This is a genomic window from Salinigranum marinum, from assembly GCF_024228675.1.
Lineage (GTDB): Archaea > Halobacteriota > Halobacteria > Halobacteriales > Haloferacaceae > Salinigranum > Salinigranum marinum.
Window position 1 is genome coordinate 1,673,030 of record NZ_CP100461.1, and the last position, 24,413, is coordinate 1,697,442.

Below are 24,413 nucleotides of genomic sequence, written 5' to 3' on the forward strand. Positions count from 1 at the left end.
GGGCTCGGCGGTAAAAACGCGCTGGAGGACGCGAGGGCGGACGACGACCCCGAACGGTCAGCGGCCGTCGGCTCGGCGGCGGCCCCGTCGGTCACTCCACCCGCGTGACGCCCGTGATCTCGAACCGCGCGCCGCCGTCGCTGCCCTCCACGACGGTGACGTCCCAGCCGTGGGCGTCGGCGATCTCCCTGACGATGTGGAGCCCGAAGCCGGTACCGTCGGCGGCCGTCGAGTACCCCTCGTCGAACACCCGGTCGCGCTCGGCGGGCGGGACGCCCGGACCGTCGTCTTCGACGTAGAACCCTCCACGAGCGTCCCGTTCGCTCGCGTCCCCCGCCTCGCTCGCGTGTTCATCGTCGAGGGGGCCGACAGTGATCCGGACGCCTTTCCCGCCGTTGGCGACGACGCCGTCGTGCCGTGTCGCGTCCGTGGAGCCGCCCTCGGCGGCGTCGTCGGACTGCCGTGCAGTCCGGTTGCTCGTGGAGCCGTGCTCTACGGCGTCCTCGCGAGTCCCCGAGCGAGGGCTCGTCGAACCGTGTTCGACGGCGTCCCCGTGAGTCTGCGAACGGGGGCCCGTGGAGCCGTGCTCCACGGCGTTCGAGAGGAGGTTCTCGAGCAGTTGCCGGAGGCGGCTCTCGTCGGCCCGGAGGACGCAATCGCCCTCGACGGCGAGCGTGGCGTCGGCCGTCTGGACGGTCTCCCAGCACCGCTCTGTGAGGTCGGTCAGGCTGAGCGGTTCGGTCTCGACCAGCGTTCCGTCGCCCCGCGCCAGCGTCAGCAGGTCCTCGACGAGCGCCCGCATCCGCTCGTGTGCACGCGCGACCGCGTCGAACTGCTCGGTGTCGCAGTCGCAGTCGTCGCGGGCCAGTTCGAGCGCACCGATCGCCACGTTCAGCGGGTTTCGGAGGTCGTGGGAGGCGACACTGACGAACTCGTCGAGCCGTTCGTTCCGGCGTTCGAGTTCCCGCTCGCGGCGCTTCAGGCGGGTGACGTCGGTCGCCAACCCGATGAGGGTCTGCGGGTCGCCGGTCGGGCCGGCGTGGACGTACGCCTCGGACCGGATCCAGCGGATCGCGCCGGCGTCGGGGTGGGTCCGGTACTCGTACTCGACGCGTTCGTTCGGACTGCGCTGGAACGTTCGCCGGGCGGCCTCGACCGCGTCGCGGTCGTCGGGGTGGATCGCGCGGTCGTAGAACGCCTCGGTCGTCGGCACGTCCGTCGACGGCATGCCATACAGCCGCTCGAAGGGCCCGTGTCTCGTCTGCACCCCCGTCCCGATGTCCACCTCGTAGATGATCGAGTCGGTCGCCTCCAGCGCGAACTCCATCCGGTCGCGGACCGCCTCCAGTTCCGTCTCGTACGCCACCCGGTCGGTGACGTCGCGGACGGTGCCGACCGTGTGGACGCCGGCGTCGCTCGGGAAGACGGTGAAGCGGAACTCGCAGTGGACCGGGTCGCCGCCCGTCGCCCGGAGTTCGGCCTCGACGGTCTCGACCGCGCGGTCGCCCGTCAACAACGCCTCCCTGGCCTCCCGTCCCGCGGGGGTGCTCTCCGTGTCGACGATCCGCGAGAGCGTCGAACCGAGGAGTTCCTCGCGGTCGACCCCCGTCAGTTCGGTCATGGCGCGGTTGACGAAGATGAACTGCAGGTCGTCGTCGAGGACGTACACCCCCTCGCCGACGGTCTCGACGACCCGTTTGTAGCGCTCCAGTTCGCGCTCGCGTCGTTTGGCGTCGCTGATGTCACGCAGGATGCGGACGTGCCCGCCGTCGTCGAGCAGCGACAGCGAGAGCGCTTCGTCGACCGCCGTCCCGTCGGCGCGCCGGCCGACCGCCTCGCCGCTCCACTCCCCGTCCCGGCGGAGCCGAGGGACGATCTCGGACGCGAACCGTTCGGCCTCGTCGTCGTCGTAGCGCTCGCGCCAGTCGGTCCCGACGAGATCGACCGGTGACGCGCCGTACACCTCGGCGTACGCGTCGTTCATCTGGAGATACCGGCCCGTCGGATCGACGATCGCGATCCCCTCGGTGGCGGTGTCGATGGCCTGCTTCCACCGGCGGAGTTCGCGGTTGCTGGCGTGCCGGGAGACCGCGTTCTCGATCCGGTTCGCCAGGATGGTGTACTGCTCTCGCCCCTGTCCCTTCTGGAGGTAGTCGGTGACGCCGGCCGAGATCGCCCGACTCGCGATCTCCTCGCTCCCCTTCGACGTGAACAGGACGAACGGCAGGTTCGGGCGCGTCCGCCGGACGCGTTCGAGGAGTTCGATCCCGTTCCGCCCGGGCATGTCGTAGTCGGAGACGACGCAGTCGACGTCCTCGTCGGCGAGGACGGCAAGCGCCTCGTCGGCGCTGGCGGCCGTGACGACGTCGATTCGGTCGAGTTCGCGAGCGAGGAACGTCGCTGTCAGCTCCGCGAAGTCGCGCTCGTCGTCCACGTGGAGGACGCGAATCGAATCGGTGCTGTTCGTCATCTCCGTCCCGTCGGACGAGCGCTACGTTATCCGTATGTGTGTATAAATGTTGGTTCCGTGGCATCAGTCGTGAGACCGGCCGCGGCGGCTCAGTTGCTCGACGGTTCCGCGACCCGACCGTCCGCCGCCACGACCCCAGGGCGCGGCGCTACCCCCGCCGTCTCTCCGCGACGTCCTCCTCGGTCGTCTCCCGCGTGACGAGCTCGTACAGCAACGCCCGCCCGCCGTCCGACTTGGGGCGGAGGATCCGTCCCAACCGCTGGGTGAACTCCCGTTCGGAGCCCGACCCCGAGAGCACGACCGCCACGTTCGCGTCGGGCACGTCGACCCCCTCGTCGAGGACGTTCGCCGTCACCACCCGGGAGTAGCTCCCCTCGCGGAAGCGGTCGAGGATCTCGCGCCGCTCGCTCGTCCCGGTCTCGTTCGTGATCGCCGGGAGGAGAAAGCGCTCGGAGAGCCGGTAGACGAGATCCGTGTGGGCGGTGAAGACGATGACGCGGTCGTCGCGGTGGCGCGCGAGGATCGATTCGAGCGCGTCGAGTTTGGCGTCGGCGTTCATCATCACGCGGCGCGCGCGCTGCTTGGCGAGGAGCGCCTCGCGGGCGCGGGGATCGTTCCCCGAGCGCATGACGAGTTTCCGGTAGTCCGCGCCCGACCGCATGTCGAGGTTCGAGGTCCGGAGGTAGTCGACGAACGTCTCTTGGGCGTCGTCGTACGCCGCGCGCTCCGCCTCGGAGAGCGACACCTCGATCCGCTTGATGTCGTACTCGGCGAGGTGGTCGCCCGCGAGATCGTCGACCGCGAGGCTGAACACCCGCGGCCCGACGAGCGCCTCGACGACCTCGTGTGCCCCGTCGGGCCGCTCGAACGTGGCTGTCAGCCCCAGGCGGGCGGGGGCGGCGAGCAGGCGGCCGATGTCGCGGTAGCCCTCTCCTCCGAGGTGGTGGACCTCGTCGAAGACGACGAGGCCGAAGTCGCCGCCGACGTCGTCGGCGCGGAGGTATGCGGAGTCGTACGTCGACACCGTGATCGGTCGTTTCGTCTGCTGTCCCCCGCCGAACTGTCCGATCTCGACCGCGAACTCGGCTTCGAGTTCACGCCGCCACTGGTTCAGCAGGTCGACCGTGGGGACGACGACGAGCGTCGGGAGCCCCCGCGAGACGATCGCGGCGATGGCGACGACGGTCTTGCCCGCGCCGGTCGGGAGTTCGACCACGCCGCGTCCGTCGGCGCGCTCCCAGGCATCGAGCGCCTCGCGCTGGTAGTCGCGGAGTTCGTACGTCGTCGAGAGGTCGAGCGGGTCCCACGACCGCACGCGGTCGTCGTACACCTCGTCGCAGCCGTCGAGGACGTCTCGCAACGCCGCGTACCGGAACGCGGGAGCGCGGGCGTCCCCCGACCGCGGGTCCGCTTCGAGGAAGGGCAACTGCAGATCCGGCGGCGGGTCGTCGACGCGAACCGTGCCGTCCTCGAACGAGAGCGTGGTCACTGGCGAGGGGTAGCCGGCCGACGGGCAAAAGCGTCACCGCTCTGGGGGCGGCGGAGGGAAACGACCAACACGACGGGCATCGTCTGGGCGGACATGACGGATTCGAACGACACGGACGGCACGGACCGCGCGGACGGCCCGGCGGAGACGCCCGCGGCCGTCGCCGCGTTCATCGACGCCGCCGAACAGATCTACTACGAGTACAACGAGGGCTACCTCGACCCCGACGCCGCGCTCTCCCGTCTCGGCGACCACGTCGGCGAACTGCGGGACACGTACGAGGACGACTGACCTCGGTCACGCTCACGCGGTCGGGTCGTCGGTCCGGTCTCTGATTTCCGTCCGGCGGATCTTCCCCGTCACGGTCTTCGGCAGGTCGTCGACGAACTCGATCTCCCGGGGGTACTCGTGAGCCGCGAGATCGCGCTTGACGTGGTCTTGGATCTCGCCTTCGAGCGCTGCGCTCGGCTCGGAGCCGTCGGTGAGCACCACGTACGCCTTGACGATGTTGCCGCGTTCCTCGTCCGGCTTGGGGACGACCGCGGCCTCGGCGACCGCCGGGTGTTCGCCGAGGGCGCTCTCGACCTCGAACGGGCCGATGCGGTAGCCCGCCGAGATGATGAGGTCGTCGGCGCGGCCCTCAAACCAGAAGTAGCCGTCCTCGTCGCGGTAGCCCAGGTCGCCCGAGAGATACCAGTCGCCGACGAAACAGTCGGCGGTCTTGTCGGGCTTATTCCAGTACTCCGCGAAGAAACAGGGGAAGTCGCCGCGTTCGGCGATGACGCCCGTCTCGCCGGCGTCCAGCACCTCGCCCGTGTCGGGGTCGACCACCGCGGCCGTGACGCCCGGGAGCGGCTTGCCCATGCTGCCGGGACGGACGTCCATCGCGGGGTAGTTGTTGATGATCATGTTGCCCGTCTCGGTCTGGCCGTACGTGTCGTGGATGGTGACGCCGAGGCGCTCGCGGCCCCACTCGACGACGCCCGCGCTGAGCGGTTCGCCGATCGACAGCGCGTGCCGCAGGTCGAGCGAGACGTCGTCGAGGACCGCCTCGTTCGCGCGGAACAGCCGGAACACCGTCGGGACGGAGAAGAACACCGTGATCGGGTACTCGTCGAGGAGCGAGGCCCACGTCTCGGGGTCGAACTCGCCCTCGTAGGTGAACAGCGTCGCGCCCCAGAACCACGCGCCGAGCGTGTTGATCGGCCCCGTGAGCCAGCCCAGATCGCCGGTGCTCCAGTAGAGGTCGCCCTCCTGGAGGTCGACGCTGTACTTCTGTGTCGCCGCGACGCCCGCCACCCAGCGGTGTCCGTGGAGGACGCCCTTCGCCAAGCCGGTCGTCCCGCTCGTGTAGTACAGGAGCGCGTCGTCCTCGCCGCCGGTGTCGGCGACGTCGTACTCCCGTGACGCCTCGTCGACGGCGGCGCGGTAGCTGACGTCCCCCCGTCGGATCCCGGTCCCGTCGTCGCTGACGACGACCACGTGGTCGACCGACGGGGCGTCGTCGAGCGCCCGCGCGACCGTCTCGCGGTTCTCCGCCGTGGTGAAGACGACCGACGCGTCGCAGTCCGCCAGTCGATACGAGATGCCGTCGGGGCCGAACCGCTCGTTGACGCTCCCCCAGACGGCTCCGCGCTTCAGCGTCCCGATCATCGCCACGTAGTGTTCGGGGATCCGCGGCATGTACGAGAACACGCGGTCGCCCTCGTCGACGAGGCCGTCGAGGACGTTCGCCACGCGGTTCGACCGCTCGGCGAGTTCCCAGTAGGTGAGCGTCTCCCGTTCGCCCTCCGTTCCGGCGTAGTACAGCGCCACGCGCGAGCGGTCGTCGGCGTGGCGGTCGACCGTCTCGTGGGCGATGTTCAGCGAGTCGGGCGCGTCCCAGTCCGCCTGCGCGTAGATGTCGGTCCACTCGAACGACTCGGCCGTGTCGTCGTAGTCGGTGAGGTTGTGGGGTGAAGACATGCCACACGGTCTCTCGTCAATAATCATTGTCTTTTCGGCGTCACGACCGGGACGGACGGGCCGCGCCGGGTGCGATGCATCCGCTGGACGGGTTCGCTATCGGTGGTTCGTCCGACGTCGAAACCGACCGCGTCACTCCTGCTCGGTGGATCCGATCGATACCACGCGGAACACGTAGTCGGCGTAGGCGTCGTCGAGGCGCGTCGGACTCTCCTCGCGGGTGTGCTCTTCGCAGAGTGCGGCCGTCGCTTCGACCGGACCGTGGCCGGTGTCTTCGAGATAGCGTTCGAGGACGACGAACGACGCCGGCCGGTCGCAGCCGCGGCGATGACAGCTCCGGGCGTCGACGCCTTCCCGGGCCTCGTCCTCGGTCGGCGGTGCGGGTTCGTCCGCCCGCTCGCGCGCCTGCTCGATCTCCCGCTCGCGCTGGCGGCGTTCCTCGTGGCGCGCCTGTTCCTCTCGCCCACGTTTGGTGTCGGCCATGTGCGGACACACACGTGTTAGACTGATAACACTGTGGGCGCGAGGGGCGGCGGACGGGGTCGCCGAGAGCGGTGGGCGCTGGGGGTCGGTCTCTCGCGCCGGTCCGTTCACTCCTCGGGCGTCGCCTCGACGATCCCCGTCAGTTCCGTGGCGTCGAGGCGAACGAGGGTGAAGTGGAGTTCCCCGACCGGGCTGTCGTGGACGGCGAAGTAAGGGATGTCGAGGCCGTGGACGGCTTCGGCGACGATCGCGTCGAGGCTCCGCGCCGAGACCGCTTCGAGTCGCCCGCGGGCGACGACGCTCTTCCAGCCCGCCGCGGTGTCGTCGTAGACGACGAACGAGACGTGGTCGCTCGCGTCGAGGTACGCCCGTTTCTCGCTTCCCGGTGCGAAGCCGAACCGGAAGTAGAGTTCTGCCGCGCCGCCCTCGTCGTCCACGTCGGACGCGAACGAGACGGGGATCGCGTAGCTGTCGTCGTCGTCCGCAAAGGAGACGACCCCCGTCTCCTGCGTGTCGAGGAACGCGGCGATCTCGTCCGCATCCATGTGGGTCGCGGTGGCACTCATGTCTGTCAGTCGTCAGTACACGCACTTGAACAGATCCGCTCGTTGTCAACTACCGAGAGTCGGGCGACACCACGACGCTCGCTCGTCGTCACGCACCCGCCACCTCGAACCGGCACGCGAGGGGGTCAGTCGCCGATGAGCGACCGGACCCGCTCGACGTCGTCGGCGAACGCGGGCGAGGTCCGCGTTCTGGGCCGGTCGAGCTCGATCGGGACGACCTCGCGGACGCGGCCGGGGTTCGCCGCCATCACGACGATCCGGTCGGCGAGCGTCACCGCCTCCTCGACGTCGTGCGTGACGAACAGCACCGTTTTGGCCGTTTCGGCCCACACCTCGAGCAACTCGGCGTGGAGCATCTCCCGCGTCTGGGCGTCGACGCTCCCGAACGGCTCGTCCATCAGGAGGAGTTCGGGGTCGACGGCGAGGGCGCGGGCGATGCCGACCCGCTGTTTCATCCCGCCCGACAGCTCCTTCGGGTAGGCGTCCTCGAAGCCGTCGAGCCCGACGAGGTCGATCATCTCCTCGACGCGCCGGGCGCGCTCGGCCGCGGGAACCCCCTGTTCTTCGAGGCCGAACGCCACGTTGGCCTCGACCGTGCGCCACGGGAACAGCCCGTACTCCTGGAACACCATGCCGCGGTCGGTTCCGGGGCCGGTGACGGGATCGCCGTCGAGACGGACCTCGCCCGTGGTCGGCGTTTCGAGCCCCGCGATGAGCCGGAAGAGCGTCGTCTTCCCACAGCCGGAGGGACCCACGAGACAGACGAACTCGCCGGCCCCGACGGAGAAGTTCACCCCGTCGAGCGCCTGGACCGTCTGGCGCTCGGAGTCGTAGCGCTTGCCGAGGCCGTCGACGACGACCGTCCGTCTCGCCTCCCCGGATCGGCTGTCTGTCCCCGCGTCCGTGGGTGTCCGCTCGCTCGCGTCCGTGCCGGCGTCGGTCATCGAGTCACCCTCTAGGCGCGCCATTCGAGAACCCTCCGTTCGGCGGTTCGGAAGAGCCCGTCGCTCGCGAGGAAGACGACGCTGATGACGAGCATGTACGCCACGGAGACGTCCATCTGGAGGTTCTGCGCGGCGTTGATGATCTGAAAGCCGACGCCGGGCGCGCCGAACAGTTCGGCGGCGACGACGATCATCCAGCACTGACCGATGCTGGTCCGGATCCCGGTCATGATCGACGGCGAGGCGGCGGGGACGATCACTTTCCGGATCATCCGGCGGTCGGAGTCGACGCCCAGCGAGCCGGCGACCTCCTTTATGTGCTGAGGGACGCCCTCGACGCCGGAGTAGGCGTTGTAGAAGTTGATCCAGAACGCGCCGATTCCGACGATGAACGCCGCCCCCGAGTGGTTGATGCCGATCCAGACGATCGCGAAGGCGATCCACGCCAGCGGGGGGATCGGCCGGAGCACGCGCGTCACGGGCGTCAGCGCGTCGTCAAGCGTCTCGTTCCACCCCATCGCGACGCCGAGCGAGATGCCGAGGAGCGACCCGACGACGAGCCCGGGGAGGTAGTGAAAGAGGCTCTGGACCAGTTTCGCCACCATCCGGGTCGCCGGCACCTCGACGCCGAAGCCGAGCGCGAGCGTCTCCGCCGCCGTGAGCTCCGTCACGAACGCGACGGCGACGGCCACCGGCGTCGGGAGCAGGTACGCCTTCCCGATGGCGAGCGCCGCGGCGTGCCACGCGACGAGGAAGCCGAGCGTTCCCGCCGCGCCGAGGAGGAGTCGCCGGGCGTCGACGGCGGCGAGCGTGCGCGCCGTCTCGGGGTCGGACGTTGTTTCGATCGCCATCTCCACTCAGAGGCTGTCGTAGACGCCGTAGTCGAACAGTTCGTCGACGCTCAGCTCCGCTTCGGTCTTGCCGAGGCGGGCGGCGTACTCCGCGAAGATCCCCGCACCGCTCTCGATCTCGTGGGGGTCCGTGACGAACGCCGACGCGCGAGACTCCATCGCCTGCCGCGCCGTTCCGACGGGGAGCGCCTCCTCGCCGATGACGGTCGAGGCGTGCTGAGCGGCCCGGTCGGGGTTCGACAGCGCGAACTCGGTCGCGCGCTGGTGCTGGCGGACGAACTCCACTGCGACCTCGCGGTTCTGCTCGCGGAGGCGGTCGTGCATCAGCGTTACGGCGGCGGGCTGACCGGGCATGAAGTCGCCCGCCCACGCGATGGGCGAGAACGGCGCGTCGTTCGCCTCGATCACCGTCGGGACGGGCTCCATGATGCTCGTCCCGTCGATCTTCTCGGAGAGGAGCGCCTGCCGGACCGGCCCGGCCCCGCCGAGCGCCGTGATCTCGACGTCCGACTCGGAACCGAGCCCCAGTACCTCCTCGATCCAAAAGCGCAGGAGGATGTCCGGGACCGACCCCGGCGGGAAGGTGCCGAACGTGAACTTGCGGCCCTTCTCCTCCTCGAACACCGAGAAGGCGTCTGTGCCGTGTTCGGCCCACATCTCCGCGAACTCGTCGGTCGCGAGGATCTGCATCGCGTCTTCGATGTTCGCCGCCGTGATCTTCGAGGGGATCCCCTTGTCCATGACGATCATCGCGGGGACGATGCCGAACATCATCACGTCGAAGTCCCCCTTCGCCGAGGCCTGGACGATCGATGGGCCGTCGGAAAAGAGCGTCCCCGACACCTCGACGGGGAGGTCGTCGAAGTAGCCCTCCTGCTGCATGACGAAGTACTGCATGTCCGGGTAGATCGGCATGTAGGCGACCCGGAGCTCCGAGAGCCCGCCGCCGCCGTCCCCACCCGTGATCGTGCCGGTACAGCCGGCGAGGGCGGCAGCGCCCGTCGCGCCGGCCGCACCCAGGAACCGCCGTCGCGAAACCGAGACCGCGTCGCCGCGTCTGCGTGCTGTCATTGCCACTAGTACGGAACGGAGCCTTTTGTCCGACTCGTCGCCGGTAAGAGTCGTCCGCAGCGGGTTCGAGAGCTGACGCCGCGTTCCGGTGCGATCGGCCGTCAGCGGACTCCTTCGACTTGTTCTGCTCGCTGACGGACGTCATAGAACACGGCATGAATTTCCCACAACACGCCACGCTCATGTCGGATGTCTGATCACCGTCGCCGCACCGGCTACCGGTGTCGGACGCCGGCATCGCACGACCGCTCGCGCACCGACGGTTCGTAAAGAACTATCCCGACTCGCGACCCGGGTGAGGGTATGACAGATTTCTCAGACCGGGTGGAGCGCATCTCCATCAGCGGCATCCGCGAGGTGTTCGAGGCGGCGGGCGAGGGCGCGATCAACCTCGGGCTCGGCCAGCCCGACTTCGCGGCACCGGAGCACGCCCGCCGGGCAGCCACGGAGGCGATCATGGCGGGCGAGGCAGACGCGTACACCGAGAACAAGGGGATGGTCTCGCTCCGGGAGGCGATCGCGGCCAAACACGAACACGACCAGGGGATCGAGCTCTCGCCCGACGACGTCATCGCCACCGCCGGCGGCTCCGAAGCGCTGCACATCGCGCTGGAGGCGCACGTCGACGTGGGCGACGAGGTGATCATCCCCGACCCGGGCTTCGTCTCCTACGACGCGCTGACGAAGCTCGCTGGTGGCGAGCCAGTGCCGGTCCCCCTGCGCGAGGACCTGACGATCGATCCCGACGCGATCGAGGCGGCGATCACCGACGACACCGCCGCGTTCGTCGTCAACTCTCCCGGCAACCCCACGGGCGCGGTCTCGACCGAAGCGGACGTCCGGGAGTTCGCCCGGATCGCCGACGAGCACGACGTGCTCTGTCTCTCCGACGAGGTGTACGAGTACACCGTCTTCGAGGGCGCCCACCACTCGCCGATCGAGTACGCCGAGACGGACAACGTCGTCGTCATCAACTCCGCGTCGAAGCTCTTCTCGATGACGGGCTGGCGGCTCGGCTGGGTGTACGGGTCCAGCCGGCGCGTCGAACGGATGGTCCGCGTCCACCAGTACGTGCAGGCATGTGCCTCCGCTCCCGCCCAGTACGCCGCGGAAGCCGCCCTCACCGGCTCGTCCGAACTCGTCGCGGAGATGACCCAGTCGTTCCGCGAGCGCCGTGACCTCCTCCTCGACGGTCTCGAGGAGATCGGGCTGGAGTGTCCCACGCCCAAAGGGGCGTTCTACGCGATGCCGAAGGTGCCGGAGGGGTTCGTCGACGCCTGCATCGAACGAGGGGTCATCGTCGTCCCCGGCGAGGCGTTCGGTTCTCACGGGAAGGGGTACGCCCGGATCTCGTACGCGACGAACGTCGCGGAGTTGGAGGAGGCGCTGGATCGGATGGGCGCGGCGTACGAGGCCGTGCAGTAGTCGAACGGAGTCGCGCAGGTCACACACCCGTCGGTGGCCACGGCCTCGCTGGCATCGGATCCACAGGTTCGGACGGATCCACGGGGTCGGTCGGGTCCACGGGGTCGGTCGGGTCCACGGGGTCGGTCGGACCTACCGCGCGGTGCTGACGATCTTGATCACGTCGCCCTCCACGAGTTCGTAGTCCTCGCCGATCCGCCGGTTCGACTTCGCGTCGACCGCGTGGAGGTATCCCTCGCCGATGTCGGAGTGGACGGCGTAGGCCAGATCACGCGGCGTCGACCCCCGCGGGAGCAGGAAGGCGTCCGGGAGGGTGTCGCCCGTCCCGTCGGTCCACTTCGACTCGTTCTGGACGGGGTAGACGGTGACGTGGTCGAGCAGGTCGTACACCGCGGTGTTGATCGACTGCTGGACCCCCGTTCCCCCGTGCCCCTCGACGACCTCGCGGATCTTTTCTAACCCCTGCCGCTGGGCCGCCGAGAGGTCGCCCGCGATCGCGAAGTCGTCGTCTCCGGGGTCGTAGTCGACGACGCCCGCCTCCGCCCCTTTGCGGAGGGCGAGTTCGCCGTCGGCGGTCGCCGCCACGGTCAGTTTCCCCGTCTCGCGCATCCGATCGAGGTTCTCGGGCGGGGCGACGTCAGCCTTGTTCGCCACGAGCACGATCGGCTTCGTCCGTTTGCGGATCTCGCGGGCGAGCGCCTCCGTTTCCGTCGTCGTCCACTGGATCGGGTCGTCGGGGTACTCCAGATCGCGCAGGGTCGCGGCGACCTCGTACTCCGTGGCACCGACGCCGGTCAGGAGCTCCGAGAGGGCGTCGTCGATGTCGAACTCCGGCGACCGCGACTTGCGCTCGACGGACTCCCAGTTGCGCTCGACGATGCCGGCGATCCACTGGTCCATCTCCCGCTCGATGAAGTCGACCTCGTCGATCGGATCGTACGTCCCGACCTCGACGGGTTCGCCCTCCTCGTTCGTCCCGCCCGAGGCGTCGACGACGTTGAGGATGGCGTCGGCGTCCGTGAGCTGGTCGAGGAACTGGTTCCCCAGACCGCGCCCTTCGTGCGCGCCGGGGACGAGCCCCGCGACGTCGACGAGTTCGACGGGGACGTACCGCTTGCCGTCCTCGCAGTTCCCGCAGCGCTCGTCTCGATCGAGGCAGGGGCAGCGCGTCCGCGCGTACGTGACCCCCCGGTTGGCGTCGATCGTCGTGAACGGGTAGTTGGCGACGGCGACGTCGGCCATCGTGGCCGCCTTGTAGAACGTGGACTTGCCCGCGTTGGGCTTGCCCGCGAGCGCGAGCGAGAGCATACCGCTTCCCTCGTCCGTCCGGGAAAACTGCCTTTCGGTCGCGGTGTCGGACGGGCCCTACTCCCGGCTGTCGTCCGACGAGTCGGGGCCGGCGTCGGTGTCCGCGTCGGCGTCCGCGTCGGCATCCCCGGTTTCCGTCTCGTCCTCGCGGTCATCGGGCGGCCCCGCTGGCCCGCTCGGCACGTCCTCAACGACGCGCTCGCCGCGGCCGAACGGCCACCAGCCGCGTCGCCACGCGAGCGCCCCGCCGAGCAGTCCGAAGGGGGTCGCGAGCACGAGCAGGTACGGGAGGACGTAGCCGAGGACGACGACGCCGGCCTGGACGGCGACGACGACGCCGTTGACCGATTCGAGGAAGGCGCCGACGAAGCCGATGTCGTACCACTTCTCGTCGACGCCGAGGCGGTCGGGTCGGTCCTCGCGGATCTCGACGGTGATCGTCGAGAGCGCGACCCGGCGTTCGAGCGACTGCTGTCGCGCCTCCAGCCGTTCGATCTCGGTCTGGACCTCCGAGAGACGGCGCTCGACCTGGAGGATCGACTCGGTGTCGTTCGCCCGCTCGTACAGCGTGCGGAGGCGGTCGCGCTGAGCCCGGAGGTTGCTCAGGCGCGCCTCGATGTCGACGAGTTGCTCCGTGACGTCTTCCGTGGAAGTCGACGACTCGATGACCTCCCCCTCGCGCTGGACGTCCGCGAACGTCGTCGCGAACCGCTCGTTCGGCACCCGGAGCACGACCGTCCCCGTCAGGTACGTCTGTTCACCCACACGTTGCTGGCGTTGCTTGGTGTCGGAGACGAAGCCGCCCCGGGACTCCACCAGCCGAGTGAGGTTCCGCTCTGTCGCCTCGAAGTCGTCGACTTCGAGCGTCACTCGCCCGGTTCTGATGAGCGCCCGGGAGTCGATCGACCCCGTCGACGACGCGTCGTCCGAGGTGCCCCCCGACTGGGCGACGGCGGTCGCTTCGGGCTCTGCCTGAGCGGTCGCCGCGGCGTCACTGTACTCCGCGCCATCGGCCCCGCCGCTGTCGCCACCCCCGCTCTGTGCGGCCCCGCCACAGCCGGCGAGCACCGTCAGGAGCACGACGACGACCGTCGCGGCTGTCCGAGTTCGACTCCGTTCCATACCCGGTCGTCACACGGACACGTCAAAACCCTTGGTTAGGGACAAAGGCGCGCTTCACTCATCGACGCCGTCGTCTCCGACCCCCGCCCCGTCTCCGGTGGCCGACGTGTCGACCCCGCGCACCTCGAAGCGCGCGCCGCCCGCCGCGCTCTCCGTCACCGAGAGGGTCCAGCCGTGGGCCTCGGCGATCTCGTGGACGATACAGAGCCCCAGGCCGAGCCCCCCTTCCTCGTCGGTTGTGTACCCCCAGTCGAACACGCGGTCGCGGTCGGCCGGCGGGATGCCCGGGCCGTCGTCCGCGACGGCGAACCCTCGCTCGTCGCCGTCGACGAACCACTCGACGTGGACGGACGCGCCGTGCTCGGCGGCGTCCTCGCGAGTCCCCGAGCGAGGGCTCGTGGAGCCGTGCTCCACGGCGTCGTCGGCGTCCCGCTGACTGCTCGTCGAACCGTGTTCGACCGCGTTCGAGAGCAGGTTCTCGAACAGTCGGTACAGCGCGTCCCGGTCGGCGCGGATGACGAGGCCGTCGCGGTCTCCGAGGTCGACCGAGAGCGTCGCCGTGGGCGGCGCGACGGGTGCCCAGGCCTCGGTGACCGCGTCACGGAATGGGACGTCGTCGAGATCGTAGACGGTCTCAGGCCGGCGGGCGAGCGTGAGGAGGCTCTCGACGATGTCGGCCATTCGAGCGAGCGCGCGAGAGACGCGCTCGACGTTCTCGTCGACCGCTTCCGTGTCGCCCGCCTCCGCGGCGTCTCGCAACAGCACGACCGATCCCTCGACGACGTTCAACGGGGCCCGGAGGTCGTGGCTGACGATGCCGGCGAACCGATCGAGTCGCTCGTTCTGGCGGTCGAGCCGCTCGTTCTGCCGTTCGAGTCGCGCTCGGCGCTCGCGGTCGGCCGTGACGTCCTGCGTGAGCGCCATCCCGGCGACCACGGCTCCGGTCCGGTCCCGAACCGGGACCGTGTGCCCGCGGAACACCTGCCCCTCGTAGCTGAACTCGAAGTCGGACCGGTCGCCGTCGAGCGCCGCCCGGTACAGCGGGCCGTACCGCTCGACGAACGCCGGCGAGTGTGCCTCCTCAAAGCGTTCGCCTTCGAGGTCGTCCGGATCGAGGGAGAGATCCTCGAACACCGTCCCCGCGACGACGAGGTAGCGCATCTCCCGGTCGTAGAGCGCGACGGCACCGTTCGGCAGGTTCTCCGCCAGCGTCCGGTACCGCTGACTGTCGTCGTCGGTCCGGGGAGTCCACTCCCGGCCGAGCGCGGTTTCGACCGCCTCGTCCAGCGGCGTCCCCGCGAGGCAGTAGCCGGTGAGTCCGGCGGCGACCGCTTCGCTGGCCAGCCGTTCGGAGCCGTCCGCCGGACCGGGTGCGAGCACCGTCGCGACGTCGCGTGCGTGCTCGCGGACCCATCGGAGGAGGCAGAGCCCCTCGTCGTCGGGGAGGACCGCCGCGCTCGCCACGCAGTCGGGCCACTGGTCGGTCGTCGCGTCGGCGTTCGAGCCCCACTCACCGAACACGCGGCGGGCTTCGGCCGCAGTCTCGACGCGTCGGACGTCGAACTCGCCTCGCGCGTCCAGGTCAGCGCCGACGTCGGCGTCGACGCCGACGAGGAGGACGCGTGCGCGCGGCACCCCCTCGGGTTCCATACTGACCCCGAACGCGAGCGAACAAATAAGCGTTGACCCGGCACGACAGCGCCACCTCACGCGGGCGTCGGCAAGTCGGTAGCCGGGAGCGACGGAACCGCCGGCCTGCTCGGTCCTGCGACCGACCGACAGCGGGAAGCGAGTGCCTCACTCCGCGTCGCGGGAGGCGTCGACGCCGTGGATACGCATCTCGCCACGGGCGCGGACCGTCCCGTCGACCGTCGCGCCCTCGTGGAGTTCGAGGTCGCCACAGGAGACGTCGCCGAGGACACGGGCGTCCTCCTCGACGACCACCTGTCCGCCGCGGGTGGTGACGTCGCCGTGGATTCGCGTCCCCTCGCCGATGGCGATGTCGCCTTTGGCCCGGAGGCTCCCGAAGACGTTGTTTCGCTCGCCCATCTCGATGCGGGCGGCGCGGATGTTGCCGTGGAGGCGGCAGTCCGAGCCGACGTGGGCGGGCGTCGAGACCCGCCAGGCGTCGTCCGAGACGTCCGCGCCCCGGGGGACGACCAGCGGCGTCTGTCCGCCGTCCGAGGTGAGCGCCTGGGCCATCTCGTCGGCCGCGTCCTGCTCGCCGATGCGGAGGAACTGCGAGAGCACGATGAAGTAGAAGACGAGCGTCGGCATGGGGTTCCGAATGACGATCCAGCCGCTCGCCTCGAACCCCTGGTCGATGTCGACGTCGTCGCCGATGTCCAGGTCGCCCGAGACCATCAGCCGGCCCTCGATGTGGACGCGCTCTCCCAGGTAGGCGTCCGCGCCGACGAGGACGTTGCCCGCGACCTGACACCAGACGTCGAGCCGACAGTCGCCCTCGGCCTCGATGTCGCCGCCGAACCGGACGCGCTCGCCCGCCATCACGTTCCGCCCGCGGACGCCGAACTCGACGGAACTCTGCCCACCGACGATCACGTCACGGTCGGTGACGAGGTCGTGCTCCTCGACGGTGGTCCCGTCGGGGATCTCCAGAGCGTCCAGTGGGTCCGTTCCGAGTGACACACCAGGTCATGGCACGTCACGAGTAATATACTCTCGTGCGACGCGCGTCTGACGGAGGGAGGCGACCTGTGCCGTCCGTGTTCGTACGTGATCGTCCCACCGAACGTTCAGGGGTGGGAAGCGACCAGAGCCCCGGTTCATCCTGCAAAGAGGATTACGGGTAGTGTACGCAACTGCACCTGCAGCGACGGCTGCGAATCGCCCCTCGTCGAGAAGTCGTCGGGGTCCGTCACGCCAACCACCCCGTATGGGCGGTCGGCACATCGGCGGTGTAACGCTCGACTGGACCGATATAGACGTTACATACGGCCGACCACCTCCTGTGACCCCTCTCTGGGGCCTGCGGTTGGTCGGTGCGCGCCAATAAATTGGAGCGAAAAGCCGGTGAGGGCAGATGCCTTGGAACGGTGATGGGCCCTCTTGATGGGCTTTCGCGTCACGGCTGACACCTCCCATCCTCGAGCGCCACGCAGCGCTTGCCAGGATAGTCGATTGTGCAGCCGCAGAACTCACAGATGGGTGGAGCGCGGTCGATGCCGTCCAGGCGGACGGTCACGTCGACCACCTCCATTCCCTCACAGGATCGCAAGCAAGCGGCGACCCGCGCTTGTTTTGCTGTTGAACTCCCTTCTGCGAGGGAGTGATCTCAAACCCAGAAGTGGCGAATACGGTCGAATCAGAGTCCGTACCGTGCGGTCGTGAACCCTGAGTATGACCGAGGAACGGTAGTGGACTCGCCGGGATTTGAACCCGGGGCCTCTCCCATGCCAAGGGAGTGATCTACCACTGATCTACGAGCCCGCTGTCGCACCAGTCCGTATCCGGGTTACGGTATTAAGGGCTTCGACTCGCTGAGAGCGCGGTACTGGCTCTCACGGAGGCGGTCTCGTGGAGAACGGCGGAGTCAGTCCTCTTTCGCGTCGCGGAGTCGGTCGCGGACGGACTCCAGGTGCGCCGTCGTCTCCTCGTCGGCGCGGTCGATGAGCTGTTCGACGTCCGCGAGCAGGTCGTCGAGTTTCGCGTGTGCCTCGGCCTCGGTCTCGTCGGCCCCCGCTTCGATGTCGTCGAGCAGCCGCGACACCTGCGAAGAGGCGCGCTGTACGCCGGACTTCAGCTCGTCACCGGCGCTGTCGAGTGCTTTCGAGAGTTCGTCGCTGGCGGCCTTGAGGTCGTCACGGATGCGGGCCATGCAGGATCTGTCGGCTCGGCCACACATATATCACTAGGACACCTGACAGAACGACTGACCGTCTTCGAAACCCCACGGCGGACGGTCTCGTCCCGGATGGTGCGCGTCCTCGCCGGGTGGTTCGCGCGGATCGTGGGGGTCCGACGGTCCATCGGGCCCGAAACGAGCCCGCGAGGGATGTCGTAACCGTTTAGTTCGCAGGGCGGGCTCGATGAGATAGGGAACCAGCACGGCCGCAAATCTGACTCGTCCGGCGCTCGGACTTGGGATTGCGGAAGTGCGTCGATAGTCGATAGACACGGCGCTCTCCTGCGGTCTGTGGGTTCCAATTCGCACATATGGCACGAATGCACACCCGCCGCCGTGGCTCGTCCAGTTCGGACAAGCCGGTGGCAGACGAACCGCCGGAGTGGAGCGACGTCGACGCCGACGACGTCGAAGCACGAATCGTCGAACTCGCAGAACAGGGGTACGAGCCCTCCCAGATCGGGATGAAGCTCCGCGACGAGGGCGTCAAGGGAACGCCGATCCCGAACGTCAAACTCGCGACGGGCAAGAAGCTCACGGCCGTCCTCGACGAACACGACGCCGGGAGCGACCTCCCCGAGGACCTCACCAACCTGATGGAGCGGGCGATCCGCCTGCGTGAGCACATGGAGGCGAACCCCCAGGACGCCCAGAACAAACGCGCGCTACAGAACACCGAGTCGAAGATCCGCCGCCTGGTCAAGTACTACCGCGGCGACGAACTCGACGAGGAGTTCACCTACAGCTACGACGTCGCCGTCGAACTGCTGGAGTAGATGTCCGTCACCGCCGTCATGGAATCGCCACGAGGTCCACAGGCGCCGACGCCCGAGGAGGTCGCCGACGCGCTCGCCGACGCCCGGTTCGTCCGGGTCGTCGCCGCGCCGACCGGGGCCTCCCTCGCCGCCAGCGGCGTCGTCGCGCGTGCGCTTCGCGAGCGTGCGATCCCGTTCCAGGTGCGCGTCCGGCGCGCCTCCGCGTACGCGGTGACCGACGACGCGTTCACCCTCCGCGTGGGCTCGACCGGTCCCGCGGACCTGACGCTCGCGGAGCCGGCGCGGGCACCGACGATGGCCTTCGAGGTCGCCCGCGAGTTGGGGACCGACCCCGACCCGCGGCTGGCGCTCGCCGGGGTCGCCGCGAGCGAGACCGACCCCGCGGTGTCGACGCTCGCCGACGTGGCGGGACTCGACCGCTCGCCCGGGGCGGGGGTGCCGGTCGCCGACCTCGCCGACGGCCTGGGCCACTCGACGCTCCTGCACGCCCCCTTCTCGGACGGGGCGGACGCCGCAGGGGCGATGCTCGCCGAGCTGGGACTGCCGGCCGAACTCGACGGGGACGCACGCCGGCGCGTCGCCTCGCTCGCGGCGGTCGAGACGACCACGGCTCCCGGCGCGACGCCGCGCGCGGCCGAAGCGGTCGCGCGGGCGCTCAATCCGCTCAGGCTCGACGACGCCCCCTTCGCGACCGTCGAAGGGTACGGCGACGTGCTCTGTGCGGTCGCCCGCGAACGGCCGGGAACGGGGGTCGCCCTCGCGCTCGGTCACGACGCGCGGACGCCGGCACTGGAAGCGTGGCGGACGCACGCGCGGCACGCACACACGGCGCTCCGCGAGGCCGAGACGGCCCGCTACACGGGCGTCTTCGTCGTTCGAGTGTCGCTCCCGGCCGACGGGGGCGCGGACGCGAACTCGGACGACACCGAGCCGGATGTCCACGCCCGACGGACGGCCGGCCGCCTGCGGACCGTCGCGCGACTCGCGCGGGACTTCCGCTCGCCGGAACCCACTGCGCTCGCCGTCGCCGACGGGATCGCCGCGGCGGCGACCCACGACGAGGCGGTCGACGCGGCCGACGCGCTCGGAAGGGCCGTCGAGACAGCGGACGCCGACGGGACGGCCCGCGAGGCCGACACCCGGTTCGCGGGCGACGCCGAGGCGTTCGAGACGGCGGTCCGGGAGGCACTGTCGTGAGACGAGCGGCGCTCCGGACGACGCACGCCTCCCCCGAGGCCGCGGCGGTCGTCGCGGGCGCGGTCGAGCCGGACAACACCGATTCGATGACGACGCGCGTCGACGGCGACGCGGTCGTGACGACGATCGAGCGCGAGGCGACTGGCGGGCTCCACTCGTCGGTCGACGACTACGTCGTGAACCTCACCGTGGCCGACCGGCTCGTCGACGCAGGGCGGCCCGCGGCCGGACGCGACGACGCGACGGCGGCCGACGACGCGGACGGCACGACGGCGGACACACCGATAGACAGAACCGAACCGACAGACGACCAGACAGACACCACACACGACACCCATGAGTGAACGATCAGTTTCGAGACAGAAGCGCGGCAAGCGGTGGTACACCATCCTCGCACCCGAACAGTTCGACCGCGAGGAACTGGGGACCACCTTCGCCGACGAACCGGAGAAAGTAGAGGGACGAACCATCGACGTGACGCTCGGCGAACTCACCGGCGACGCCGGTGCGAACAACACCAAGCTCACGTTCAAGATCACCGAGGTCGCCTCCGATACAGCGTACACCGAGTTCATCAAGCACGAACTCACGCGCGACTACCTGCGGAGCCTCGTGCGCCGCGGCGCGTCGAAGGTCGACGCCAACATCACCGTGTTGACGACCGACGACTACCGCGTCCAGCTCCAGCCCGCGGCCTTCACGACGAAGAAGGCCGACCGGAGCCAAGAGCAGGCCATCCGCAAGGTGATGGTCGACATCGTCGAGGAGGCCGCCAGCGAGCGAACGTACGAACAGCTCGTCGACAGCGTCGTCGAGGGTCGGCTCTCCTCCGCGATCTACGGCGAGGCCAAGGTCATCTACCCGCTCCGCCGGGTGGAGGTCCAGAAGCTCACCCTCGAAGCCCGCCCCGCAGAGGTCGAGGCCGAAGAGGAGGCCGCCGTCGACGTCGACGCCGAGGAAGTCCCCGTCGACGAGGACTGAGCCGCCGTCGGAGGCGAGTTACGGTTTTTTGACTCACGAGGCGCGACGGTGAGAGAGATCGCCGGGCGGTCGAGGCGACAGGATCGAAACGGCAGAGACGAGCGAGCACGGGAGCGCACGGTCCTCGTGGACGCCTCTACATCGTATGCCATTCACGAAGCTACACGAACACGAACCCACGCGTCTTACACGAACACACGACGTGCCACGGGTGTCGACCGAGAACACTCACGGAGCCAGCTACTCTTCGACGATGATGGCCCCGACCATCCCGGCCTGTTCGTGCGGGATGCAGACGTAGTCGTATCTGCCCGCGATCTCGAAGGTGTGACGGAACGACTCCCCGGAGTCGATCTTCCCGCCGAGCCCCTCGCGCCAGGCCTCGCGGGCCGCCGACTCCCCGTCGAACCCGCCGCTGGCGAAGTAGTCGGCCTCCTCGGGGATGGCGTTCTCGTACGCCGTGACGGTGTGGCCGCGGGCGCTGGTGTTGTGCCAGACGACCTCCTCACCGACCGCGACGGTGATCTCGGGCGGGTTGAACGCGTTCGCGGTCATGCCGACGTCGAACTCGTCGCCGCTCCCGGTGACGAGCGCCGTACAGCCGGCGAGCGAGGCGACCCCCGTGACGCCGAGGGCGGCGAGGACCTGCCGTCGTGAGGCGGCGTCGCTGAGACGGCTCATACCTACCGGTCAGGACCGGGCGCGTAAATGTCGCGTGGTTTGGGACCCGCTCACAGAGCGTCGACGGCGGGCCGTCGACCGCCGCGACAGGGGACGAGAGACGCCGACGGCTCGGCCGAGCGCGCCCGGATGTAAAGACGTAAAGCCGCTCTCGTTCACGCGGGAGGTATGAAACCGCGGTTCGTCGGTCGGCTCGGCCTCGCGGACGCCGTCACTGTCTCGAACGCGGGGCTGGGCTTCGTCGCCGCGGTCGCCGCGACGGTCGACGTGGGCCTCGCGGCCCGCGTCATTCTCCTGGCGGCGATCACCGACGCGCTCGACGGCGTCGTCGCCCGCAAGGTCGGCTCGACGCCCGCGGGGCCGTACCTCGACTCGCTGGCCGACGTGGCCTCGTTCGGGGTCGCGCCGGCGTTGCTCGTCGCCTGCGTCGTCAAGGCCGAATGGCCGCTCGTCGCCGGAGCTGCGGTCGATCCGGGACCGCTCGTGGCGGGCGTCGGCCTCCCGGCGGCGTTCGTCGCGATGGCGGTCATCCGGCTCGGGCTGTACACGGCGTACGACACGGACGTGAGCGAGACGCAGGGCGTCCAGACGACGCTCGCGGCGACCGTCCTCGCGGCGACCGTCCTCGCGGGCTTCGACGATCCGGTCGTGTTGGTGCCGCTCACGCTCGTGTTGGCCGTCCTGATGGTGACCACGATCACCTACCCCGACCTCCACGCACAGGACGCGCTCGTGATGGGGCTCGTCCAGTTCGCGGCGGTCGTCTCCCGGGGCTGGTACGGCCGGGGGTTCGCGTACGCCCTGCTGTTTCTCGCGCTCGGCTACCTCCTCTTGGCCCCGGTCCTGTACTGGCGCGACGGGCTCTGAGAACGGTTCGGGGGATTCGGGCGAGGACGGGCGAGGACCGCACGCGCCCGACGCCCGTCCATCGTCGGCGCGTCCGTCCCCCGCGCTCACATCCCCATGTCGGCGGCGGCGTCGGGGACGGGCAGATCGTGGGGGTTCACGCCGAGGAGTTCGCCGGCGTGGTCCAGCGCCATGTCGAAGCCGTAGTAGCGTTCGAGTTCGTCGCCGTCGGCGGTCGGCCGGATCTTCAACATGGCGTACCCCTCGCGGTTCTGTGCGACGGCCGCGGTCCGTCCGTCGCGGTCGAACGCGAGGACGCGCTCGGTGTCGGTCTCGTAGTAGCGGGCGGTCACACCGATGTCGTCCGCACGGGCCTCGCTCATGCTTGTCGGGAAGGAGCGGAGGCAGGGAAAGCTGTCGGTTTTCGAGAGCGGATCGAGTCGGTTCGAGGGTGAACCGGATCGAGTCCGAGGCCGAGCCGAGAGTCGAACTCCGGCTGGTTTCGAGAACTGAGAGGGACAGGGGTACAGATATCTCGGAACCCGGAGTGGACCATCACATGTCAGATGGCGATGCGCGGGCCGCTCTCGGAGACGCCGTCCTCGACGAGATGCTCAACGGCGGGATTCCGGAGAACCGCACGGTGCTCGTGACCGGCGGCCCGGGATCCGGAAAGAGCACGCTCGCGATGCAGTACCGCCAGACGGGACTGGCCGCCGGCGAGGACTGTCTGTACGTCGGTACCGAACAGACGATCGGCGAACTACGGGACTCCTTCTCGGGATTCAGCTTCGACGTCGACCACGAGAACCTGACGTTCGTCTCCGTCCACGCCACCCTCGGCCAGACGACCGAGGGCGACGACGAACTCGCCCTCCAGTCACTCGACGACGAGGAATTGCTGTTGCACGTGACGAGTCCCGAGACGATCGACGACTGCGTCGCGCCGTTCTACCGCTCCACCACCGATCAGGTGCTCGACATCTGGCTCGAAGACGGCGGCTTGCAGTACGTCACGCTCCAGAAGTCGCCCTGCGGGTTCGTCGGCTCCACCTCGCTCGTTGAGTACGTCGACGAACCGCCGTACCTCCGCGTCCAGCGTCCGCCGGGGACGCGAGAGAACCCCTACGCCTGCGAGTGACTGCCGGCGCGGCGGGCCAGAGACGAAAGCGCCGCGACGACGCGTCTCAGCCGTCGAGGACCTGATCGCCGATCGTGTTGCGGAGGATCTCGGAGGTGCCCTCGTAGATCTCGTTGAGCTTCGCGTCGCGGTAGAAGCGTTCGACGGGGAAGTCCTTCGTGTAGCCGTAGCCGCCGTGGATCTGGATCGCCTCGTTCGCCACCTCTCTCGAGACCTCCGACGCGTAGAGCTTCGCCTGGGCGGCCTCTTTCACGTAGGACTCGTCGCGGATCTTCAGGTCGGCGGCCCTGTGCATGAGCAGCTTCGCCGCCTGGAGCTTCGTGTCCATGTCCGCGAGCTTGTGTTTGATCGCCTGGAACTCGCCGATGGGCTGGTCGAACTGCTCGCGGTCGGTCGCGTACGAACGCGCCTCGTCGAGCGCCGCGCGAGCGATACCGACGCCGCGCGCCGCGATGGTGATGCGGCCGCCGTTGAGCGTCTTCAGCGCCTGGACGAACCCCTCGCCCTCCTCACCGATGCGCCGGTCGGCTGGCAGACGCATCCCGTCGAATCGCAACTCAGCGGTGGGACAGCCCTTGTCCCCGAGCTTGTGCTCCGTCCCCTCGACGTGGAAGCCCGCGTCCTCGTCCGGCCGGACGACGAACGAGGAGATGCCACGGTTGCCGGCTTCCTCGTCGGTCTTGGCGAACAGCGTGACCGTGTCGGCGACCGAGCCGTTCGAGATCCACAGCTTGGAGCCGTCGACGACGTACTCGTCTCCCTCCTTTCTGGCGACGGTCTCCATCGCCGGCACGTCGGAGCCAGCGCCGGCCTCCGAGAGCGCGAACGCGCCGATATCGTCGCCGAGGTTCAGCGGTTCGAGGTACTCCTGTTTCTGCGTCTCGCTCCCGAACTCGTAGAGCATGTTCCCGGCGAGGGAGGTGTGGGCGGCGACGACCGTCCCGAGGCCGCCGCTGCCGCGCGAGATCTCTTCGAGGCCGATGGCGTACGAGTGGTAGTCGAGGCCCGCGCCGCCGTACTCCTCGGGGAACGGCATCCCCAGGAGGCCGAGGTCGGCCATCTCCCCGACGAGATCGTGGGGGAACTCGTCGGCCTCGTCGATCTCCGCCGCGCGCGGCACGATCTCCTCGTCGACGAACTCCGCGACCATCTCGCGGATCTGTCTCTGTTCGGTCGTGAGGGCGAACTCCATACCCGCGCTTCGGTGGGTCCCGGCTTGAATGTTGGCGCGG

Annotated in this window: 24 protein-coding genes and 1 tRNA gene; 8 read left to right on the forward strand and 17 right to left on the reverse strand. The window is 69.2% G+C overall.

Annotated elements, in window-relative coordinates; genetic code table 11:
- Window positions 1-91: 91 nt before the first annotated feature.
- Together NKJ07_RS08170 and NKJ07_RS08175 are read right to left on the reverse strand one after the other, a co-directional pair.
- Complete coding sequence (locus NKJ07_RS08170) at window positions 92-2,470, reverse strand: PAS domain S-box protein (RefSeq protein WP_318570094.1); 2,379 nt, start codon at window positions 2,468-2,470, stop codon at window positions 92-94.
- A 148-nt stretch (window positions 2,471-2,618) separates the two neighbouring features.
- The gene (locus NKJ07_RS08175) at window positions 2,619-3,959 is read right to left on the reverse strand and encodes a DEAD/DEAH box helicase family protein (protein WP_425504735.1); all 1,341 of its coding nucleotides are present in this window, start codon (window positions 3,957-3,959) and stop codon (window positions 2,619-2,621) included.
- Window positions 3,960-4,052: 93 nt separating this feature from the next.
- On the opposite strand from NKJ07_RS08175, the gene NKJ07_RS08180 reads away from it, so the two are divergent.
- Window positions 4,053-4,250, forward strand: coding sequence for a hypothetical protein (locus NKJ07_RS08180; RefSeq protein ID WP_318570095.1), 198 nt, complete (start codon window positions 4,053-4,055; stop codon window positions 4,248-4,250).
- 12 nt (window positions 4,251-4,262) lie between these two features.
- Here NKJ07_RS08180 and NKJ07_RS08185 read toward each other — a convergent pair whose 3' ends face one another.
- From NKJ07_RS08185 to NKJ07_RS08210, 6 genes are all read right to left on the reverse strand, one after another.
- The gene (locus NKJ07_RS08185; RefSeq protein ID WP_318570096.1) at window positions 4,263-5,924 is read right to left on the reverse strand and encodes an acetate--CoA ligase; all 1,662 of its coding nucleotides are present in this window, start codon (window positions 5,922-5,924) and stop codon (window positions 4,263-4,265) included.
- A gap of 132 nt (window positions 5,925-6,056) precedes the next feature.
- Window positions 6,057-6,407 (reverse strand): hypothetical protein, encoded by a 351-nt coding sequence (locus NKJ07_RS08190; RefSeq protein ID WP_318570097.1) that lies wholly within the window; start codon window positions 6,405-6,407, stop codon window positions 6,057-6,059.
- 107 nt (window positions 6,408-6,514) lie between these two features.
- Window positions 6,515-6,973: a pyridoxamine 5'-phosphate oxidase family protein gene (locus NKJ07_RS08195; protein ID WP_318570098.1), complete on the reverse strand. Its 459-nt coding sequence runs from the start codon at window positions 6,971-6,973 to the stop codon at window positions 6,515-6,517.
- Window positions 6,974-7,098: 125 nt separating this feature from the next.
- The gene (locus tag NKJ07_RS08200) at window positions 7,099-7,941 is read right to left on the reverse strand and encodes an ABC transporter ATP-binding protein (RefSeq protein ID WP_318570099.1); all 843 of its coding nucleotides are present in this window, start codon (window positions 7,939-7,941) and stop codon (window positions 7,099-7,101) included.
- A complete protein-coding gene (locus tag NKJ07_RS08205) occupies window positions 7,929-8,768 on the reverse strand; it encodes an ABC transporter permease (protein ID WP_318570100.1) in 840 nt (279 codons plus the stop codon). Before NKJ07_RS08205 ends, NKJ07_RS08200 begins: the two co-directional genes overlap by 13 nt.
- A gap of 6 nt (window positions 8,769-8,774) precedes the next feature.
- Window positions 8,775-9,683, reverse strand: a complete 909-nt coding sequence (locus tag NKJ07_RS08210) for an ABC transporter substrate-binding protein (RefSeq protein ID WP_425504750.1) — start codon at window positions 9,681-9,683, stop codon at window positions 8,775-8,777.
- A gap of 459 nt (window positions 9,684-10,142) precedes the next feature.
- Here NKJ07_RS08210 and NKJ07_RS08215 point away from each other — a divergent pair, with 459 nt between their 5' ends.
- A complete protein-coding gene (locus NKJ07_RS08215) occupies window positions 10,143-11,264 on the forward strand; it encodes a pyridoxal phosphate-dependent aminotransferase (RefSeq protein ID WP_318570102.1) in 1,122 nt (373 codons plus the stop codon).
- A 132-nt stretch (window positions 11,265-11,396) separates the two neighbouring features.
- On the opposite strand, the gene NKJ07_RS08220 is transcribed toward NKJ07_RS08215, so the two are convergent.
- The 6 genes from NKJ07_RS08220 to NKJ07_RS08245 form a co-directional block, all read right to left on the reverse strand.
- Window positions 11,397-12,572 (reverse strand): redox-regulated ATPase YchF, encoded by a 1,176-nt coding sequence (locus tag NKJ07_RS08220; protein ID WP_318570103.1) that lies wholly within the window; start codon window positions 12,570-12,572, stop codon window positions 11,397-11,399.
- Between the two features lie 57 nt (window positions 12,573-12,629).
- Complete coding sequence (locus NKJ07_RS08225; RefSeq protein ID WP_318570104.1) at window positions 12,630-13,694, reverse strand: DUF4349 domain-containing protein; 1,065 nt, start codon at window positions 13,692-13,694, stop codon at window positions 12,630-12,632.
- Window positions 13,695-13,748: 54 nt separating this feature from the next.
- Window positions 13,749-15,344, reverse strand: coding sequence for an ATP-binding protein (locus NKJ07_RS08230; protein ID WP_318570105.1), 1,596 nt, complete (start codon window positions 15,342-15,344; stop codon window positions 13,749-13,751).
- Between the two features lie 147 nt (window positions 15,345-15,491).
- On the reverse strand, window positions 15,492-16,343 hold the full coding sequence (locus NKJ07_RS08235) for a polymer-forming cytoskeletal protein (RefSeq protein ID WP_318570106.1): 852 nt from the start codon (window positions 16,341-16,343) through the stop codon (window positions 15,492-15,494).
- A 729-nt stretch (window positions 16,344-17,072) separates the two neighbouring features.
- A tRNA-Ala gene (locus NKJ07_RS08240) sits at window positions 17,073-17,144 on the reverse strand.
- 103 nt (window positions 17,145-17,247) lie between these two features.
- Entirely contained in the window at window positions 17,248-17,532 is a 285-nt protein-coding gene (locus tag NKJ07_RS08245) for a DUF7553 family protein (protein WP_318570107.1), read from the reverse strand.
- A 338-nt stretch (window positions 17,533-17,870) separates the two neighbouring features.
- Here NKJ07_RS08245 and NKJ07_RS08250 point away from each other — a divergent pair, with 338 nt between their 5' ends.
- The 4 genes from NKJ07_RS08250 to NKJ07_RS08265 are packed head-to-tail and all read left to right on the forward strand — an operon-like array spanning window position 17,871 to window position 20,513.
- Entirely contained in the window at window positions 17,871-18,335 is a 465-nt protein-coding gene (locus NKJ07_RS08250; protein ID WP_318570108.1) for a 30S ribosomal protein S15, read from the forward strand.
- A complete protein-coding gene (locus NKJ07_RS08255) occupies window positions 18,336-19,532 on the forward strand; it encodes an exonuclease RecJ (protein ID WP_318570109.1) in 1,197 nt (398 codons plus the stop codon).
- Window positions 19,529-19,876: a KEOPS complex subunit Pcc1 gene (locus NKJ07_RS08260; RefSeq protein WP_318570110.1), complete on the forward strand. Its 348-nt coding sequence runs from the start codon at window positions 19,529-19,531 to the stop codon at window positions 19,874-19,876. The genes NKJ07_RS08255 and NKJ07_RS08260 overlap by 4 nt, the downstream gene beginning before the upstream one ends.
- On the forward strand, window positions 19,869-20,513 hold the full coding sequence (locus NKJ07_RS08265) for a 30S ribosomal protein S3ae (RefSeq protein WP_318570111.1): 645 nt from the start codon (window positions 19,869-19,871) through the stop codon (window positions 20,511-20,513). Before NKJ07_RS08260 ends, NKJ07_RS08265 begins: the two co-directional genes overlap by 8 nt.
- Before the next feature lie 240 nt (window positions 20,514-20,753).
- Here the strand turns inward: NKJ07_RS08265 and NKJ07_RS08270 are convergent, their stop codons facing one another.
- Window positions 20,754-21,194, reverse strand: coding sequence for a plastocyanin/azurin family copper-binding protein (locus NKJ07_RS08270; RefSeq protein ID WP_318570112.1), 441 nt, complete (start codon window positions 21,192-21,194; stop codon window positions 20,754-20,756).
- 168 nt (window positions 21,195-21,362) lie between these two features.
- On the opposite strand from NKJ07_RS08270, the gene NKJ07_RS08275 reads away from it, so the two are divergent.
- Window positions 21,363-22,061, forward strand: a complete 699-nt coding sequence (locus NKJ07_RS08275; protein ID WP_318570113.1) for a protein sorting system archaetidylserine synthase — start codon at window positions 21,363-21,365, stop codon at window positions 22,059-22,061.
- 86 nt (window positions 22,062-22,147) lie between these two features.
- Here the strand turns inward: NKJ07_RS08275 and NKJ07_RS08280 are convergent, their stop codons facing one another.
- Window positions 22,148-22,423 carry a DUF7111 family protein gene (locus NKJ07_RS08280; RefSeq protein ID WP_318570114.1) on the reverse strand — a complete coding sequence of 92 codons (276 nt, stop codon included), beginning with the start codon at window positions 22,421-22,423 and terminating at the stop codon, window positions 22,148-22,150.
- 176 nt (window positions 22,424-22,599) lie between these two features.
- On the opposite strand from NKJ07_RS08280, the gene NKJ07_RS08285 reads away from it, so the two are divergent.
- A complete protein-coding gene (locus NKJ07_RS08285; protein WP_318570115.1) occupies window positions 22,600-23,181 on the forward strand; it encodes an RAD55 family ATPase in 582 nt (193 codons plus the stop codon).
- A 46-nt stretch (window positions 23,182-23,227) separates the two neighbouring features.
- Here the strand turns inward: NKJ07_RS08285 and NKJ07_RS08290 are convergent, their stop codons facing one another.
- Window positions 23,228-24,373 carry an acyl-CoA dehydrogenase gene (locus tag NKJ07_RS08290; protein ID WP_318570116.1) on the reverse strand — a complete coding sequence of 382 codons (1,146 nt, stop codon included), beginning with the start codon at window positions 24,371-24,373 and terminating at the stop codon, window positions 23,228-23,230.
- Window positions 24,374-24,413 lie beyond the last annotated feature (40 nt).